The sequence below is a fragment of the Desulfosporosinus orientis DSM 765 genome, from assembly GCF_000235605.1.
Lineage (GTDB): Bacteria > Bacillota > Desulfitobacteriia > Desulfitobacteriales > Desulfitobacteriaceae > Desulfosporosinus > Desulfosporosinus orientis.
Genome location: NC_016584.1, coordinates 2,252,329 through 2,267,770, shown reverse-complemented (window position 1 = coordinate 2,267,770; position 15,442 = coordinate 2,252,329). Strand labels below are relative to the sequence as shown.

Below are 15,442 nucleotides of genomic sequence, written 5' to 3'. Positions count from 1 at the left end.
TTCCCAATGCATCAAGAACTTCATCTTGGTGGTTCGGGAATGCCTCTTTTTTCCTACCTCTCTTACCTTTCCCTCATAAAATTCCCAACTGTTTATTGCAACACCTCACAAGCATAAAACCTTCCAAACTCTTTAAATCCTAATTTTCTGTAACAACTAATTGCCTGCAAATTACTAACCTTTACGTTCAGTCCGATGTACTTGATTTTATTCTCAAGGCTTTTCGCTAATGCCGCCACAGTCTTCTCAGCGTAACCTTTTCCTCGATATTCAGGGTGTGTTGTAACGTGAGCTATAGCTGCGACTTCATATTCTTCCGAATAGGCATGAATACCTGCAAAACTAATCAACTTTTTGTGATCATATACCCCGAAGTTTTCATTTACTCCGACTAATTCGTCATCTAACCATGCCTCTGGGTAACTTAAAGAAATTAATTCTTTAATCGCTGGTAAATCCCTGGACCCAAGGCGTACGGCCTTACTTTGCTGCTTACTATGCAATAAATCATAATCACAAAGACCCATGTTAATATATTCATCTAAATCAACAATGCTATTTGAGGAGAACAACTCATCCAACGTGCTCTTATCAATATGGGTGTAAAACTTAGCAGGAAGAAACCTCTTTATTTCTTCAACAAGCCTTATGCTGTATTCCTTATTATCAAAGCTTGCGGCGAGTAAAACGGGGATATTATAGTTCATGTTTATTACAGCTATTTCGCTAATTTGATCACCATCAAACAGTCCATAACACACAACTCGATCCCATATTGCTGGAGATAAACTAATAAATTGATAAATGTAATTATATCTTGTTTTGCCTTTCAGAAATTCATGAACCCTACTGCTATCGTGAACAATTCTGATATGCATTGTTAAGATCCTTTCTGAGTTTTCTTCTACCTTGACATCAAATTCTGCCATAGCTCCTCTGAGAATTTACCACTATAGACACTTGATACTGATCCAGTCATGTGAACGTGGCCATCCGGATTAATATCAATATCAATACTTCCGCCAGGCATATGGACTTTTAGATTACTATTGACTACACCCAATTTATAAGCAGCACTGGCAGCCGCACAGCTGCTGCTCCCTGATGCCAGTGTATAGCCCGCCCCTCTTTCCCAAATTTCAATTTGTATATTACTTCTATCGATTACCTTGAGTAGCTGCAAATTAATCCGGTTTGGAAACATTGGGTGATTTTCAATGAGCGGACCATACTCTTTGGCTAACTCTTCCGATATATCATTCTTTGCAATGACACAGTGTGGATTACCGATGGATACACATGTTATTTTTACTGATCTATTGTCAAGTTCTAATACCTCATCAACTACTTCCCGGCTTTTTCCGGCCACGGGTATTGAATCACTTAAAAAAGTTACCGACCCCATATCAACTTTGACCAACTTGCCTTTGGGATCTAGCAGAGTAACATGTACCTGGCCTCCTAAAGTATCTATGGCAAAACTTGTTGTATCCACATAACCTTGATCTAAAAGATACCTAGAAAAAATTCTAATTCCGTTGCCGCTTTTCTCGGCCTCACTGCCGTCAGGATTGAGTATTTTAAGTTTGATGTTATTGCCTTCAAAAATCGGTCCATATAGAATTCCGTCAGATCCCACTCCAAAGTTCCGATGGCATACCAGTTCTATGTTCTCCTTTGTAAGATTAAACATTGTCTTATTGGGATCAATAACTATATAGTCGTTACCCAATGCATGGTATTTACTGAAATCCATCTTCTCAAACTTCCTCCTCTTATCTCCAAGGCCTGTTATTTCTGTTCAATTTCCGTAACACATTGGCTTTTAATCCTTTCAACCAGGAATTGCAGGGCATCAACAACATGTGGTCTGATGTCGCCTCCTATCAGCACATACATTATGTCATCGCCAAGTTCAAGCTGGCCTTCATTAAGCCAAACCCTGACATGGAAAATACCATCCATCTTATTGGTTTCTGCAATTGCAGCATCAACCTTTGCTGCATCATAAGCAAATTCCATTCCCTTAACCATTGAACCGTCATCAATCCCTTGACGCACCTTGGCTTTAGGCGTTTGGCGCACAACGCCATTATGAACTAAAAACATCCCTTCCTGTAAAGCCCTAGGATCTGCTTTAACTTCTTTGAGCCATTCATCCATGGATGGCGGTATTTTTTTCATTTTTTCATTAATCATAAACTATTACACTCCCTCGTTGCTGCAGCGATTAGACTGTCACGAACATCTCAATAACACTGGCGATTACAAGTAATGTTGGCTGGCTTTACTGTATCTTGGCTGGTCTCATTATATCGAAACAATAATACTATCCCTGCACTTAACAACAAATACATTTATAAACTACTGTCCAAATATTGCTGGCGCTGCTTCCCAGCTTATTATGCCTGGTGCAAAGATAATAAATCCTAATAAAAACATGCTTATATACCCTAAAAGGCACCTAACTGCTTCAAGTCCAAATCCTTGCTCCTGGTATATTGGGTTTAATGTAAATCCTATTTCACACGCATAAATCCCATTGAATATCCAATAGCGTAATTACTATAGGAATAGGGGTATTGACAAGGGAATTTATATCGTTTCCAGTTTTAACAAATTCGCAGGCAACTTTCCTTAGAGATTTTGAGTACCTACAAAAATCCCGGTCTGAAAAGAAAGTGAGAAACCAGAGCAAACATTTTGCTGTAATCATCAAAAGTACGCCCAATTAGTTTAAGAATTCGTTTTTATGTCTCTTGAAAAATTCAAAGTATGTACGCACGTTTTCCAATCTCGTCCACCGCTTAACATCTACGGGATTCTCATCAAGATCATAGATTTTGGCGCCCCGCATGGCAAGCAAAAACGGCGAATGGGTAGAAATAATAAACTGGCAATTCCAAAACCGTGCAGCATCCTCAATAAATGTCATTAATTCCATCTGCCTTTTGGGTGACAAGCTATTTTCAGGCTCGTCCAAGATATACAATCCCTTTTCTTCAATTTTTTCCGTAAAATAGAGAAATGCACTCTCCCCATTGGAGTATTCACGCACATTGGCCATCAACTTCTTTCTCACAAACCGAGACTGAGATTTGCTTTTGGCCAAATTTGCTGTTTTAAGCTGCTCATAATCAGATAGGGACTTCATCTGAAACTGCGAATACTTGGCATCCAAGTATTCTTCAAAAAGTTTATCTCGTTTCTGGTCAATTCCTTCGTTGAGATTACGAACATTCAACATATAGTCAAAGACATCGTCACTGGTAATAATTCTGCTGTTTTCAGGGATCTCGGCCTTCAAGTGCATCTCGCACATATTAAGATAGTCGGGATAGAAATTCGATTTATTATAAATAGAATCCCTCTGGATACCCGTTTTTTCGGCGATCACATTTAAAGCCGTGGATTTTCCCGAACCGTTTCCTCCATATAAAATCGTAACCGGCTCGAAATCAATTCTCTCAAAACCATTCATGGATAAAACCTTAAATGGATAGAACACGTCATAGCAGGTTCTCTTTACATCCATGAAAAAGTTAAATTCCATCTCGTCATTCGGAAATGTAAAAATATTTAAATAGACCATTGTTACCTTCCTTATTACTAAATTACTAAGCTTTTAATAGTGCCTTAATTCTCTTTCGTCCCATCCTAACCCCGTTTTCTTCAACTACAGCCCTTACCACAATAATAAAAGGCTTACAATCCTGTCAGCCTCATGATGTCACATCATATATACTTAAGTTCGTCCCTTCTCAAATCGTGTTGTAAAGTTACTTAATTATATAGCTTATTATCCTAAGATGAAATAACTCCAAGTGATTTCTATCTGGCTTTTCGATCTAAATTATCTTCATAGCGCAGATTCACAATACTTCCGTTCCTCTTCAAACATGAATATAGCCCGGAGATTAAAATCTCCGGGCTGATATAGTTTTTGACAGGATAATGTTGTTGTACACATTTGCAACACAGTTTATATTCCAACCACCATGCAAGCGGTAAATCTTCAGTGACCCTTTTGCTTTCCTCTCGGTTAAATAGCGGTATACTGTCCGCCTTCTGTAAAAAACACCTGCTGTACTGCAACCTGGTTGCCTGCAAACGCCTCAAACGCTCTGGTGAGGTTTTCCGGCATCACCCGCAGGCATAACCCGCATCCGGCCGATATCGCACTTGGAATGGACATCACCTTAACCGGTACATCACCCTTTATCAGCACCTCTACGGCAGCAATTACATGATTCGTATTATAAAATGTAAATATAATTTCTTTCTGCATGCTTCCAACCGCCCAATTCCTCAAACTGCTCCTCTTTTGTAAATTGTCGACAATTTACATTTTTATTCTATCGGAACCAGTTGAACAAGTCAATGAACTCCCAGTGTTTTTGCTATTGATAATATTGATAGATAACCCAGTGCTCATCATCAAAAACCGGTATGCCTGAAAGTAAAAAAGCGATGGATTGCAGAGTGCATTCCATCGCAGCATCACCGATACAGGCTATTGCAGTTCCCGCTGTTCAACTGCCTCTATATAGGTTTTAAAATGAGCATCAAATTCCCGGTATACCAGCAACAAGTCGTTCTGCTTTAACGCTTGTACAATCCGGGTATGCTCCTGCGCCTTTTCATGAAAGGTACCAAGGGTGATCACATCCTTATTCATGACGATCAGCAACTGGTAGAAAAGTCCCTCAAGAATCTTTCCCCGGCGCAAGCTGCCGGACGCCTTCCAGAGGTGACTATGAAACAAAAAATCCAAGTGATTCAGGCGGTACAACATCTCATGCGGTTCCATCTGCTGATCTTCCAGCGCATACATCTCCGCAGTCAAGCTGTCCAATTGCCGAAAATCCGCATCCTGCAAGGCCTTTGCACCGACGAGCAGGTCCAGAATCCTCTTTTCCATGGCGATGCGGATATCAAACACCTCCATGGTTTCCTCATGCGACATCTCCAGTACGTAATTGCCCCTGCGGGGCGAAAACACGACCATACCCAGCATATTTAGTTCCCGCAGGGCCTCCCGCACAGGTGCACGACTAATGGACAGGTCGTTGGAAATATCGGATTCAACGAGCTTATCGCCACTTTTAAACTCTCCAGACAAAATTTTATTCTTAATATATAGTACAGCCAGTTCGCTCAGGTTGTGCTTGGTATAATTTTGCGCAAAGTCCATTTTCTCTCACCAATCATTTTATAATGACTCTTATTATACTATATATTTTAAAAAATGCACAGTACTATACCTGTTTGTTTGTTCCATAGTAATATTGAGCGATAAAATCTACAAACAGCTTCTGCACCGGGGATAACACCATATCCTTCTTAAGAAGCAGGTAGAATCTGCGCAAGAAAAACTGGTGGTCAACCTCGATGGTTTTCACCAGGCCCATTTGCACATAAAGAGCGGTTGCTGCCTTCGAAAGAAAGGAAATCCCCATCCCGCTGGAGACTGCCTGCATGACGCCTTGTGTGCTGTCCATATAGCAGGCCGGTTGTAGATCATCGAGGGACAGGTCGTGCTTTTTGAGATATCTGTCGAGCTCCTGCAAGGTTCCTGAGCCTGTCTCGCGCATGATAAAGGGCTGACTGCGAATAAAATCAGCTAGGTTTTTACGGATAATTGCCTCATTCATATCTAAATCCGCTGGATATACAAATACTAGCGTATCATCGTAAAAAGGTTCCTGTATGAATTTATTGCCTTGTATTTTCGTACCCACAATTCCAAAGTCGTAATAGCAGCTGCCAAGCTTCGCACAAACAAGGCTACTGTTGCTCTGGTGGACACGAATAATAATATTCGGGTAACGCCGGCGAAACGCTGTGACAATCTCCGGCAGAAGGTACTGTGCAGGCACACTGGAGGACAGTACGGATATCTCCCCCCTGCAGTTGCGGCCAAGACCGCTGACAGACTGGATCGCCTGATCACGCAGCGCCAACATGTTTTGTGCATAGGAAAAAAACTCCACCCCAACTTTGGTGGGATAGACTTCTTTTGTAGAGCGCACCAGCAGCTGCGTACCGAGCTCTTTCTCCAAAGAGCTGATATGTGCGCTGATGGTCGGCTGGGATAAATAAATCGTATCGGCCGCCTTTGAAAAACTGTTGAGCTTTACAACATATACGAAGGCTTCCAGTTGCTTCAAATCCATAGCTGCCCGCCTTTCCGGGAATTATCCCGCTCTGATCAAGGTAAGGAAAACAAGCCGCTCGATTTACCGGAGAAGCTTGTTTCAGATGGTGCGCAGTTTGCTTGCCCACGCGCAATTCTATCTATTTTTTTGGGGAAGCTGCTCCTCGAGCAGTGCCTTGAACAGACATACGCAGCACAGCAGCATTATAATAGCAAAGGGGAATGCCGCCACAATCGAACACGTCTGCAGTGCTGATAAGCCGCCAGTCATCAACAGGACGAGCGCCAGTACAGCTTGCAGCACACCCCACAAAATTTTCTTAGATTTGCCCGGGTTCAGATCTCCCTCAGATGAGAACATCGACAATACAAAGATTGCTGAGTTTGCACTTGTCGCAAAGAACGTGATCAGCAGGAAAACCGCAATAATCGAGAGTATAAAGCCTAGCGGGTAGTGACTTAATACAACAAATAGTGCCGTTTCTGTATTTTGGATCGCCGTCTGGATCACGCCGTTGTCCAAATTCAGACCAAGGCCGCCGAAAATAGCAAACCATACCATAGAAACCAGCGAAGGAGCTAAAATAACACCCAGTACAAACTCCTTGATTGTCCTGCCTTTGGAGATACGGGCGATAAAGGTTCCCGTAAACGGACCCCATGCAATCCACCATGCCCAGTAGAAGATTGTCCAGCTACTCAGCCAGCTGTTGTCGCCAAAGGGGTTGATACCAAAGCTGTCGGCAATAAAATTGTTCACATAGCTGCCCAGACTATTTGTAAAAATATTAATGTCCATGAGAGTGGGACCTACCAATAAAGCGCCACCCATCAAGACAATTGCCAACACCATATTGATGTCGGAAAGCAGCTTGATGCCCTTGTCGATGCCGCTAACGGTTGCCCAAATATAAAGAACTGCAATCGCAGCGATGATAATACATTGTACAACAATTGTCGACGGAATACCAAACATTTTGTTGAGACCGCCGTTTATCTGAAGCGCACCCTGTCCGAGTGATGTAGCCACACCCGCAACTGTCGCGAATATTGCAAAAATATCAATGAGTTTTCCAATGGGTCCGCGCACGCCCTCTTCGCCAAGCAACGGTATAAAAATACTGCTGATAAGGCCTGGCGCCTTTTTGCGGAACTGGAAGTAGCCCAGCGCCATGCCGACTACTGCATAGCCCGCCCAGGGGTGGAACCCCCAGTGCATGAACGCCTTGCGCATCGCCAGATTGGCAGCCTCTTCGTTCATACCGAAAGACACGTAATGATTAAGTGGTTCGGCCACGCCCCAGAATACAAGGCCAATACCCATGCCAGCTCCAAAAAGCATGGCAAACCAGGAAACCGTGCTATACTCCGGTTTAGAATCATCATCACCCAACTTGATTTTACCGTATTTGCTGAATGCAAGCACCAGGCAAAACGCAACGAAAATAAACATAGAAATCAGGTACAACCAACTAAACTTGTCAGTCAAAATAGCATATGCGGCGTTCATACCGTCCGCAAACTGTTTCGGGATAATGAGTCCAAGTACAACTATTATTAACGTAATCGCTAAAGATACAATAAATACAGTGTTGTTCTTTTTCATATTGCTCTCATCTCCTAATCCAATGCTGTCTTTTGATTTTGGGCAGCAGGGCCCTCCATGACACTGCATGAAAGGCACTTAGCCCCTTAAAATAAGAATGAATTGGCAGCTGTTAGATCTTAACCTTAAACACCTCAGGTTCCTTAATATCTGTTGTCAAAGCATCCAGCGCGACACCCACACGGTGGTAGCGCAGCTTGAATTGCTCTTCGGCAGACGTACTCGGATCACCTAAGGGATAGGGGATGGAGATGGTTGGCACCAGTCGGTTTACACCAACGGTCTTTGCTACAGGAACCAGGTTGGCCATCTGTACGATGGTGATGCCAGCCTTTTCAATCTCTCTTGTCATCGTTGCGCCGCAACGTGTACAGGTTCCTCATGTGGAGGTCAGGATAGCGGCACGAATACCATCCTGTAAAAGCTCCTGTGCAATTTCTCGACCCATTCTGGCAGCCTCGGCCTGTGTGGTGCCAGTACCAACGGTAGAGTAGAAATATTTGTAAACTCCACCGATCTTACCTGCCTTCTGGTAGGCACGCATGGCATCCAGCGGTACGATAACGTCGGGGTCGTTATTGGCAGCGGCTGGGTCAAAGCCCGCATGGATTGTCATGTACTCGCCCTTCTGCAGGTCCTCGAGATCGCTGACATCGTATTTGCCCCATTTTGTAGCAGATGCAGACTGAATGCGGTCCGGGTTGCCAACCGGCACAATACCACCGGAGGTAACCAGAGCAACTTCCATTTTGCTGAGTTCTTCCGGGGTGATAGCCGGAGCAATCGGCGCCCGGTCAGATTTCGGAATCGGCAGCTCAGTCTGGTATTGCTCTCCATTAATTTTCTTGAGCAGCATATCAATAACGCGGTCCGTTGCTCTAACAGGTGGGTCAAGCCAGATCTGATCGCGAATACCGCGTCCGAAATAGCCTTCGTCAACTGCAGGCAGCAGTTTCTCACCCTTGAGCAGCTTCAGACCATATTTAGCCATTACCCCAACGTCTTTTTTCATCGCTGCAGCGCTTGCGCCGCCCTTGAAGATAACCATTTTGGAACGGTACATTTCCACTCCAGGGTTTTCTTCATTCATGGAAGTAAGCACTGGTACACCAAACTTGTTCTGTACTGCATTACAAATATGACCGCAAGCAGCACCATAACGGCCGGCACGGAATGCTGGACCGGCAAAGAAAATATCGAATTCCTTGTCGTTAAGAAAACCCAGAATCCTATCAATGGCTTCATCTGTATGCGAACCTATAAAGTTGTCGCCGCAGATAATCGTGTGGGTTACGGTCACCTGATCGCCCAAGGCTGCCTGTAGAGCTAATGCCGGACCGACACAACCTTCGCGGATTTCAGGCTCATGATCTGCAAGTTCTTCGCCGCCAATCTGGCCAAAGAACTGGTTTAAATACAGAATTGCTTTCACGCCTTGACCCTCCTTTAAAATTCCACCATAGTTTTTGTCGACCAGCCAACAACCCGGTCGCCACAGAACATGGCATTGTTTTCCATGATGATCGATCCATCTGGACGCACGGACGGTCCAAGTTTCTCATCATTGCCCCAGCCACCGGACAAGCCGTCGCGGCTAAGAGATTCCAACTCACCGAGCACAACCGGCATAGCTGGAAGTTCGATCAACGAGGATACATTACCGCAGGAAACGATTGCGTCTTCTTTTTCATTCATAGAAACAAGCGGCTGACTGGCTCCGTCGCGACCAGTACATTCGTTGGAAAGACCAACTGTTTTTATACCGGCCTCTTCCAGGGCCACCAGGCATGCCGTGAAGTCAGCGTCCGGGTTGCCATAGCCCTCCTCGGCCACAACCGCCGAGTCTGCGCCGAGAGATTTTGCCATCTGTGCCACAAAGATCGCCGCACGCTCTTTTTGCTCTAATGCGACATTTAGGTTCGACATGATGACGCCAAGGAAGTTCAGCGTCTTGCCATGCTCTTCATACAAACGGCGAATCATCGGGAAGTTCTGGAAGTCATAGGTCGACCACTTAGATGAGCAGGGCATGAAAGAGCCGGAGATCATTGCTCCATCCAGTACTTCGTTAGGATGCATGAAGGTCGGTACCATATGGTTACAGTCCCAGCCATAGTTCAGGTCATTATAGCCCAACTCTTCCATCTGTGACTGCGGCTGCAACACCATCACGACGCTCGGTAAATCATTAACTGCCTTTGAGCGCTTGGTTAACGGCTCCAACTCATAGACATCGGTGTCATCCGGCTGCATATCCTTTGTGCAGGCGCCAAGATACTCTGCCAGACGCATGCCCGCCCAGCGCAGCGCACGGTTCTTCTTCTGCTGCTCATGGTGTTCAAATTCTTCATCAGAATTTGCAACAAGCACGAGGTTTTTCAACTGTGAGTAGAATGTATATTTTGCGCCTTCGCCCCCCATATCAATTAAGCCATCCTGGAAGCCGCCATAATGCTTGCCAACCACCAGCACACTCATATCTTTGAGCGCATGGGTTGTGCCATTACCAGCCTGCATCAGTTCGCCGGTCACACCGGGGAATACCGGCCCGCCGCCAACGCGGTAACGCGGCTCGATTGCTTCCTTGACCGGCACCAGGCGAACCATATCGCCGGGCTTGACAATGTGCAGTTCTGCTTCTGTAATATGGGTATCCTCCCGCACAACGGCGAGAGCCTCTTCCTTATTCACCGTCAGGACTCCGTCTTTCAACTCGGTTTTTGCACCGAAACAGATTTCCTTTACATAAAAGTTTGCAAGGGTTAGTTTCACAGAGACATCTCCTTTCCGATACTTGTTGATTCACATAGATCCCTCGTTATGTCTTTGAAATATGGTTCAGACGTGCCGCCAATGTTGGTATTTCATTGCCTTCGACCGTACGCATATCCAGCAGGACGCTGTCCTGTGAAACACGTGCGATCACAGGGGGATTACCCACTCGCAAGCGCTCCTCGATCGTATTAGCGGAAAGCCGATCAGACAATATCCCAACCGCACAGGATGCAAGCGTCACATCCGGCAGCGAGCCGCCGCCAACCTGGGACAGTGTATCCATCATCGAATAATGTACATCAGGACGCGCCTCCAGCAGGCTGGTAAGCATCTTTGCCTTGGCCTCCATTTCCGAGACGGGTGCAGTAATCATCCGTAATGTCGGAATACTCTGCACCGCGCTATCCGGGTCAAGGTACTGACGCAACGTATATTCCAGGGCAGCCAGTGTCAGCTTATCGATGCGCAGCGCACGCAGCAGGTGGTTTTTCTTCATGCGGTCAACCAGTGCTTTACGCCCCACAATAATACCGGCCTGCGGCCCGCCGAGCAGCTTGTCGCCGCTGAAGCTCAGCACATCGGCATAGGGCACGCACTCCGCTACAGTCGGTTCCGTGCTAATACCATAGTCTCCCAGCTGGGCAAGCAGCCCGCTGCCCAGATCGTAAATGACTGGAAGCCGGTTCTCCTGCCCGATCTTCCACAGCTGCTTGAGAGGCACGTCCTGGGTGAAGCCCACTATGCGGTAATTACTGGTATGCACCTTAAGCAATGCGCCGGTTTCATCCGTAACGGCCTTCGCATAGTCGGCCGGGTGCGTTTTGTTGGTTGTTCCCACCTCTACCAGCTTGCACCCGCTGTGCGCCATGATGTTCGGCACACGGAACGAACCGCCGATCTCCACCAGCTCACCTCGCGAGACAATCACCTCGGTGCCTTTTGCCAGTGTATCCAGTATGAGGCAGACCGCTGCTGCATTGTTGTTGACCACCAGCGCAGCCTCTGCTCCCGTAATTTCCGTAAGCAGCGCCTCCACATGTGCATAGCGTGAGCCACGCTCCCCGCTCTCGAGGTCATACTCCAGATTGGAATAACCCGTTGCGGCGGCAGTCAGCGTCTCCATTGCGCCGTCCGAGAGCCGCGCCCTGCCAAGGTTGGTGTGCAGAATGACGCCGGTCGCATTGATTACACCCCGCAGATGGCTTTGCAGCACCTGCCCCAGTGCCGTTATAATCCTGCCCGTAATGCCCGGCACACCCACATCGCTCGACTGTCCGTCCAGAATTGCTTGCCGGCATAAATCGATCTGTTCCTGCACCACACGCTTAACCACCAGGCCGGGCATGTCGGCTGTTACCGGCGCAAGCCGGCGCAGCAAGTCATCCACCTTGGGAAGCGCACGCAACAGGGCTTGTTTCTCTTCCACAGCATAGCCTCCAGATTTCATGAGTTACGCGCCGATATAGCCCTTGTCAGCCAAAATCCTTCGCGCCTGTTCCGATTGTTCCTCCGCGACCAGCACCACCGGCCCGGTGCAGCCCATGCCGCTTTCGGCATAAATGCCCGCAAACCAGAGCTGATGAACGGCGTCCTCAAGATCGAGGATTTCAATCCCCATGATCTCCTCTGTGACGACAACCTTCGGCGGTGCCTTTATTTCCTGTGGTTCTTCCGCACCCTTTTTCTCCTTTTGCAGGCTGGCCAAAAGGTTTTCCAGGCCCGCTTTTTTTGCTGCGGCCAACTCCTGAGCGAAAATCTTTTGATAGCCGCCCTTTACAAGCTGTGCGGCAAACACCATTGCGCCCCTCGCAACCGGCATGCCGGATGCCCGCGAGATAATCAAAATCAGCTTGTCAAAGCCTTCTCCCAGGCCAGGCCCGTAGCCATACCCCAGGGATTCGTAGTTGCCGCCGGTAGTATAGGCGGACAACAGCTTCATCAGCAGGTTGCCGGTCAGCGGGTCCGTCACCATCACATCGCAGGTAGCCGCCAGCAGGTCATTGCCGCGCATCACCGCACCGCCGTCGCTGCGCCCAGACTGTGCAAATGTCATCGGGTAACCCGCCGCCTGCAATTTCTGCAAGGCGATCTCTGCCTGTCTGGCGCCGTCCACATTCAGGATGCCAACCGTAGGATTTTGAATGCCGCAGGCTTTGGCTGTGACAATTCCATAGATTGCGTTGCGCACCATGCCCTCCACGCGATCAAGAGCAGTTGTGCCGGTCGTTGTTGCAATAAACATTTCCTTTCCGTTCGCCGGCGTAATTACACGGCCAATGGTGGAAACACCGATTGGAAAAGGGTAATGCATAGTTACGCCGCCCAGGGCTTCACCGCTGTCGAGCAGGTTTTCGAGGCGCTTATGGCCCTCCTCGCTGCTAGAGACGGATACGACCTCCACACCGGGGTAGTCAAAGGGCCGGCTGCCGATCAGCTTTACGAGAAGCCCCTGGTCAGCAGCCTCTTTGGCTGCCTGGTAAATCATATCCTCGCCGTGCTCACTGCCCATCGCCGTTACGGCAATAGGCACACGCTGCATGGACGCACCGTTTTCCAAGATATCCGCCATTTGCAGGAATACATCAGAGATGGTCTTGTTGATCATATTGCTCAAACTTAGCTCCCCCCTATTCCTGCAGCAGGTGGCCAGCAAATTCTCTGAGCGACTGCGCGATCAGCTTCTTCACCGTTTCTTCCGAAACTGCTTCCGACTGGCCCTTCCCGCTGTTTTGCTGTAAAACGAAGGATACGCCGTCAAACAGGTTTGTCATACGGCCGAGGAACAGGCTCCCCTTGCCGATAAACATAGCCCGGCTGATTTTGCCGTCCAAGATATCCTGCCTAGCAAAGCCCATATACGGCACACCGGAAGGAATATGCCCCTGTGTCGGCGCCCAGCCGACCATACCATGATTTTTAACGAAACTGGTAAGCTCCGCTTTTTGAATATCACCGCGCATAGCAGCGAGCGCACCGATCATCTTGTAGTTTGCTTCCGGTACATTGCCTGCTCCCGCTGGCTTTGTTATATCCGGATTCTGCATCTCCACAGAATACTTGTCGACATCCGTCAGCTTGAGTCCGGCTTTTTCAAGCGCGGTTGCTGTCAGCGAGGAGATTACAGCCTGCGGTGACGAACCGGTGCCCACCGTATGCTTGCCAAGGATATCCGTGTTGATTTCCGGGCTGATCCCGTCGTTTTCACCGACAAGTACGGCAAACCCGGCCACACAGTCCTCCAATACCGGCAAACCTTTTTTCACGTGGTCTTTGCCGTTCATACCCAGCTTCGCAGTCGAGCCGCCAGCTGCAACAATTACATATTTAAACAAGCCGGCTTTTACGAGGGATGATGCTTGTAAAAGTGCATGCGTTGGTCCTGCGCAAAAGCCGCGTACATCACAGCCCGTTGCGTTAGTAAGGCCAGCGATTTCAGCAGCAGCTTTTGCAAAGTTACCGCCGCCGCGCTGGTTCATATCGCCGCACGCCTCTTCCGAGCATTCGACAACATAGGCAATCTCGTCCTTGGGAACATCTGTTTTATCCATCAGATGCAGGATAGACAAGACACAAGACGCCTTGGATACAATATTTTCAAACATAACATGCGCTGACAGAGAATCGTCGATGTCGTGGGCAGCCTTTATGCAGCCTACCATCTTACCCATGTAAAAGATCGGTTCAGCGTGATGTTTGTCAACCAGTTCACGCAATTCCGCCTCCTCGCTGTGCTTATCGAACACCTGAAGCTGAGATGCATCGATCAGAGCATGTTGCCCCAGCTTGTCCTTCACGGAGGCAGAGAAACCGGCCTCAAGCTTGACCAGGTCAAACACATCGCAAATCTTCATCATACCAATAAATTCATCTTCCGGCATGATTTCCCCGTATTTCCCCTTGCGTTGTGCCCCCGAGGCCTTCTGCTCATACCACGGTAAGGCATAACCCTCGAGCTCTTCAGGGGTCATGTTGCCGATGTATACCTGATTTGGCAGATAAGCTACACAATCCTCGTAGCTGCGCAGGCTTTTTTCCAGCTGTGTCAAGTATTCAGCATTTGGATCCACTTTGCGCTGTGTCGTTTGTGTTGTACCATTGTGCACAACCATATTTGGCGCGTGGGCAAGAAAGTAGCTCGCGCCTTTTACCACGCTGTACAATTGAAACACCCTTTCCTCTGGCAATATAGTCAGTCCAATCATAAAATCATTTCGAAGCAGAAAGCGAAGTCTGCCAGCACGCCAAAGGCGTGCGATTGACTACGATACCAATCCATCGCACCACACTTGCGGCGGATGTGCATTGCTTTTAGAGGCCTTTTTGATATACAAAGGGGCGATGACACGAAAGTAAACCGATATACTGGTTCCTTCCTTTGCCATCATCCCTTACCAATTAGTATTTACAATATTGCTCACGGATCGATGTCATTTCCTTGATGATTTCATCAATGTCCAACACCATCTCCATCATACTGATCTGCTCTTCATACACCTGTGCATCGACTTCTTCTTTAATCTCTGGCTCACAGACATGGTATACACTTAGTCCTAACTGGACTCCAGCCAATGGACCTGCAAAAGTCGGGTCACCTGCAGTTACGGTTTCAGCTGCCAGTCCGGCTGCTTCACCTTCGGCTGCCCCGAGAACAATAACAATATTCTCAGCACCGAATTCTTCCGTAAACTCTTTCACCCGCTTTTGATTCTCCAGATCCATGGCTCCCGCCGCGGTTCAGACGAAGCATTCTGTCGATGAGAATACAACATCTGCGCCGGCTGTTGTGCAGCAAGCTGCAATTGCCGGTCCCGGTATGCCATCCCTGTCGCCAATGATTATGACTTTCTTGTCTTTCAGCAACACGTTTTCTTCCTCCTTGTAGAATTTTTCACTTGTAGAATTTT

At 47.5% G+C, this 15,442-nt stretch carries 14 protein-coding genes; all 14 read right to left on the bottom strand.

All coding sequences use genetic code 11. From position 1 onward, the window contains the following. Window positions 1–92: 92 nt before the first annotated feature. Window positions 93–929, bottom strand: a complete 837-nt coding sequence (locus DESOR_RS27350; RefSeq protein ID WP_014184569.1) for a GNAT family N-acetyltransferase — start codon at window positions 927–929, stop codon at window positions 93–95. Continuing rightward, window positions 905–1,756 carry a diaminopimelate epimerase gene (gene dapF, locus DESOR_RS10455; RefSeq protein ID WP_014184568.1) on the bottom strand — a complete coding sequence of 284 codons (852 nt, stop codon included), beginning with the start codon at window positions 1,754–1,756 and terminating at the stop codon, window positions 905–907. Before dapF ends, DESOR_RS27350 begins: the two co-directional genes overlap by 25 nt. A gap of 35 nt (window positions 1,757–1,791) precedes the next feature. Continuing rightward, window positions 1,792–2,199, bottom strand: a complete 408-nt coding sequence (locus tag DESOR_RS10450; protein ID WP_014184567.1) for a molybdenum cofactor biosynthesis protein MoaE — start codon at window positions 2,197–2,199, stop codon at window positions 1,792–1,794. 532 nt (window positions 2,200–2,731) lie between these two features. Then, entirely contained in the window at window positions 2,732–3,592 is an 861-nt protein-coding gene (locus DESOR_RS10445; protein ID WP_014184566.1) for an AAA family ATPase, read from the bottom strand. 450 nt (window positions 3,593–4,042) lie between these two features. After that, window positions 4,043–4,312 (bottom strand): putative Se/S carrier protein, encoded by a 270-nt coding sequence (locus tag DESOR_RS10440; RefSeq protein ID WP_042331071.1) that lies wholly within the window; start codon window positions 4,310–4,312, stop codon window positions 4,043–4,045. A 201-nt stretch (window positions 4,313–4,513) separates the two neighbouring features. Beyond that, window positions 4,514–5,194, bottom strand: coding sequence for a GntR family transcriptional regulator (locus DESOR_RS10435; protein WP_014184564.1), 681 nt, complete (start codon window positions 5,192–5,194; stop codon window positions 4,514–4,516). A 64-nt stretch (window positions 5,195–5,258) separates the two neighbouring features. Beyond that, entirely contained in the window at window positions 5,259–6,176 is a 918-nt protein-coding gene (locus DESOR_RS10430; protein ID WP_014184563.1) for a selenium metabolism-associated LysR family transcriptional regulator, read from the bottom strand. Window positions 6,177–6,293: 117 nt separating this feature from the next. After that, window positions 6,294–7,763, bottom strand: a complete 1,470-nt coding sequence (locus DESOR_RS10425) for a glycine betaine uptake BCCT transporter (RefSeq protein WP_014184562.1) — start codon at window positions 7,761–7,763, stop codon at window positions 6,294–6,296. 112 nt (window positions 7,764–7,875) lie between these two features. Next, the gene (gene grdH / locus DESOR_RS10415; protein WP_014184561.1) at window positions 7,876–9,195 is read right to left on the bottom strand and encodes a betaine reductase selenoprotein B; all 1,320 of its coding nucleotides are present in this window, start codon (window positions 9,193–9,195) and stop codon (window positions 7,876–7,878) included. Window positions 9,196–9,209: 14 nt separating this feature from the next. Next, window positions 9,210–10,535, bottom strand: coding sequence for a glycine/sarcosine/betaine reductase component B subunit (locus DESOR_RS10410; protein ID WP_014184560.1), 1,326 nt, complete (start codon window positions 10,533–10,535; stop codon window positions 9,210–9,212). Between the two features lie 46 nt (window positions 10,536–10,581). Next, the gene (gene selA, locus DESOR_RS10405) at window positions 10,582–11,964 is read right to left on the bottom strand and encodes an L-seryl-tRNA(Sec) selenium transferase (RefSeq protein ID WP_014184559.1); all 1,383 of its coding nucleotides are present in this window, start codon (window positions 11,962–11,964) and stop codon (window positions 10,582–10,584) included. 24 nt (window positions 11,965–11,988) lie between these two features. After that, complete coding sequence (grdD, locus tag DESOR_RS10400; RefSeq protein WP_345788340.1) at window positions 11,989–13,143, bottom strand: glycine/sarcosine/betaine reductase complex component C subunit alpha; 1,155 nt, start codon at window positions 13,141–13,143, stop codon at window positions 11,989–11,991. Between the two features lie 22 nt (window positions 13,144–13,165). Continuing rightward, window positions 13,166–14,740 carry a glycine/sarcosine/betaine reductase complex component C subunit beta gene (gene grdC, locus DESOR_RS10395; protein WP_042331064.1) on the bottom strand — a complete coding sequence of 525 codons (1,575 nt, stop codon included), beginning with the start codon at window positions 14,738–14,740 and terminating at the stop codon, window positions 13,166–13,168. 193 nt (window positions 14,741–14,933) lie between these two features. Further along, window positions 14,934–15,398: a glycine/sarcosine/betaine reductase complex selenoprotein A gene (grdA, locus tag DESOR_RS10390; RefSeq protein WP_014184556.1), complete on the bottom strand. Its 465-nt coding sequence runs from the start codon at window positions 15,396–15,398 to the stop codon at window positions 14,934–14,936. Window positions 15,399–15,442: the final 44 nt, after the last annotated feature.

What these genes read in the sequence shown, in the direction of transcription:
- DESOR_RS10445 (WP_014184566.1), bottom strand. Translation starts at nt 3,592, where the DNA reads ATGGTCTATTTAAATATTTTTACATTTCCGAATGACGAGATGGAATTT.
- DESOR_RS27350 (WP_014184569.1), bottom strand. Translation starts at nt 929, where the DNA reads ATGGCAGAATTTGATGTCAAGGTAGAAGAAAACTCAGAAAGGATCTTA.
- DESOR_RS10435 (WP_014184564.1), bottom strand. Translation starts at nt 5,194, where the DNA reads ATGGACTTTGCGCAAAATTATACCAAGCACAACCTGAGCGAACTGGCT.
- DESOR_RS10430 (WP_014184563.1), bottom strand. Translation starts at nt 6,176, where the DNA reads ATGGATTTGAAGCAACTGGAAGCCTTCGTATATGTTGTAAAGCTCAAC.
- grdC (WP_042331064.1), bottom strand. Translation starts at nt 14,740, where the DNA reads ATGATTGGACTGACTATATTGCCAGAGGAAAGGGTGTTTCAATTGTAC.
- DESOR_RS10425 (WP_014184562.1), bottom strand. Translation starts at nt 7,763, where the DNA reads ATGAAAAAGAACAACACTGTATTTATTGTATCTTTAGCGATTACGTTA.
- dapF (WP_014184568.1), bottom strand. Translation starts at nt 1,756, where the DNA reads ATGGATTTCAGTAAATACCATGCATTGGGTAACGACTATATAGTTATT.
- grdD (WP_345788340.1), bottom strand. Translation starts at nt 13,143, where the DNA reads ATGATCAACAAGACCATCTCTGATGTATTCCTGCAAATGGCGGATATC.
- DESOR_RS10450 (WP_014184567.1), bottom strand. Translation starts at nt 2,199, where the DNA reads ATGATTAATGAAAAAATGAAAAAAATACCGCCATCCATGGATGAATGG.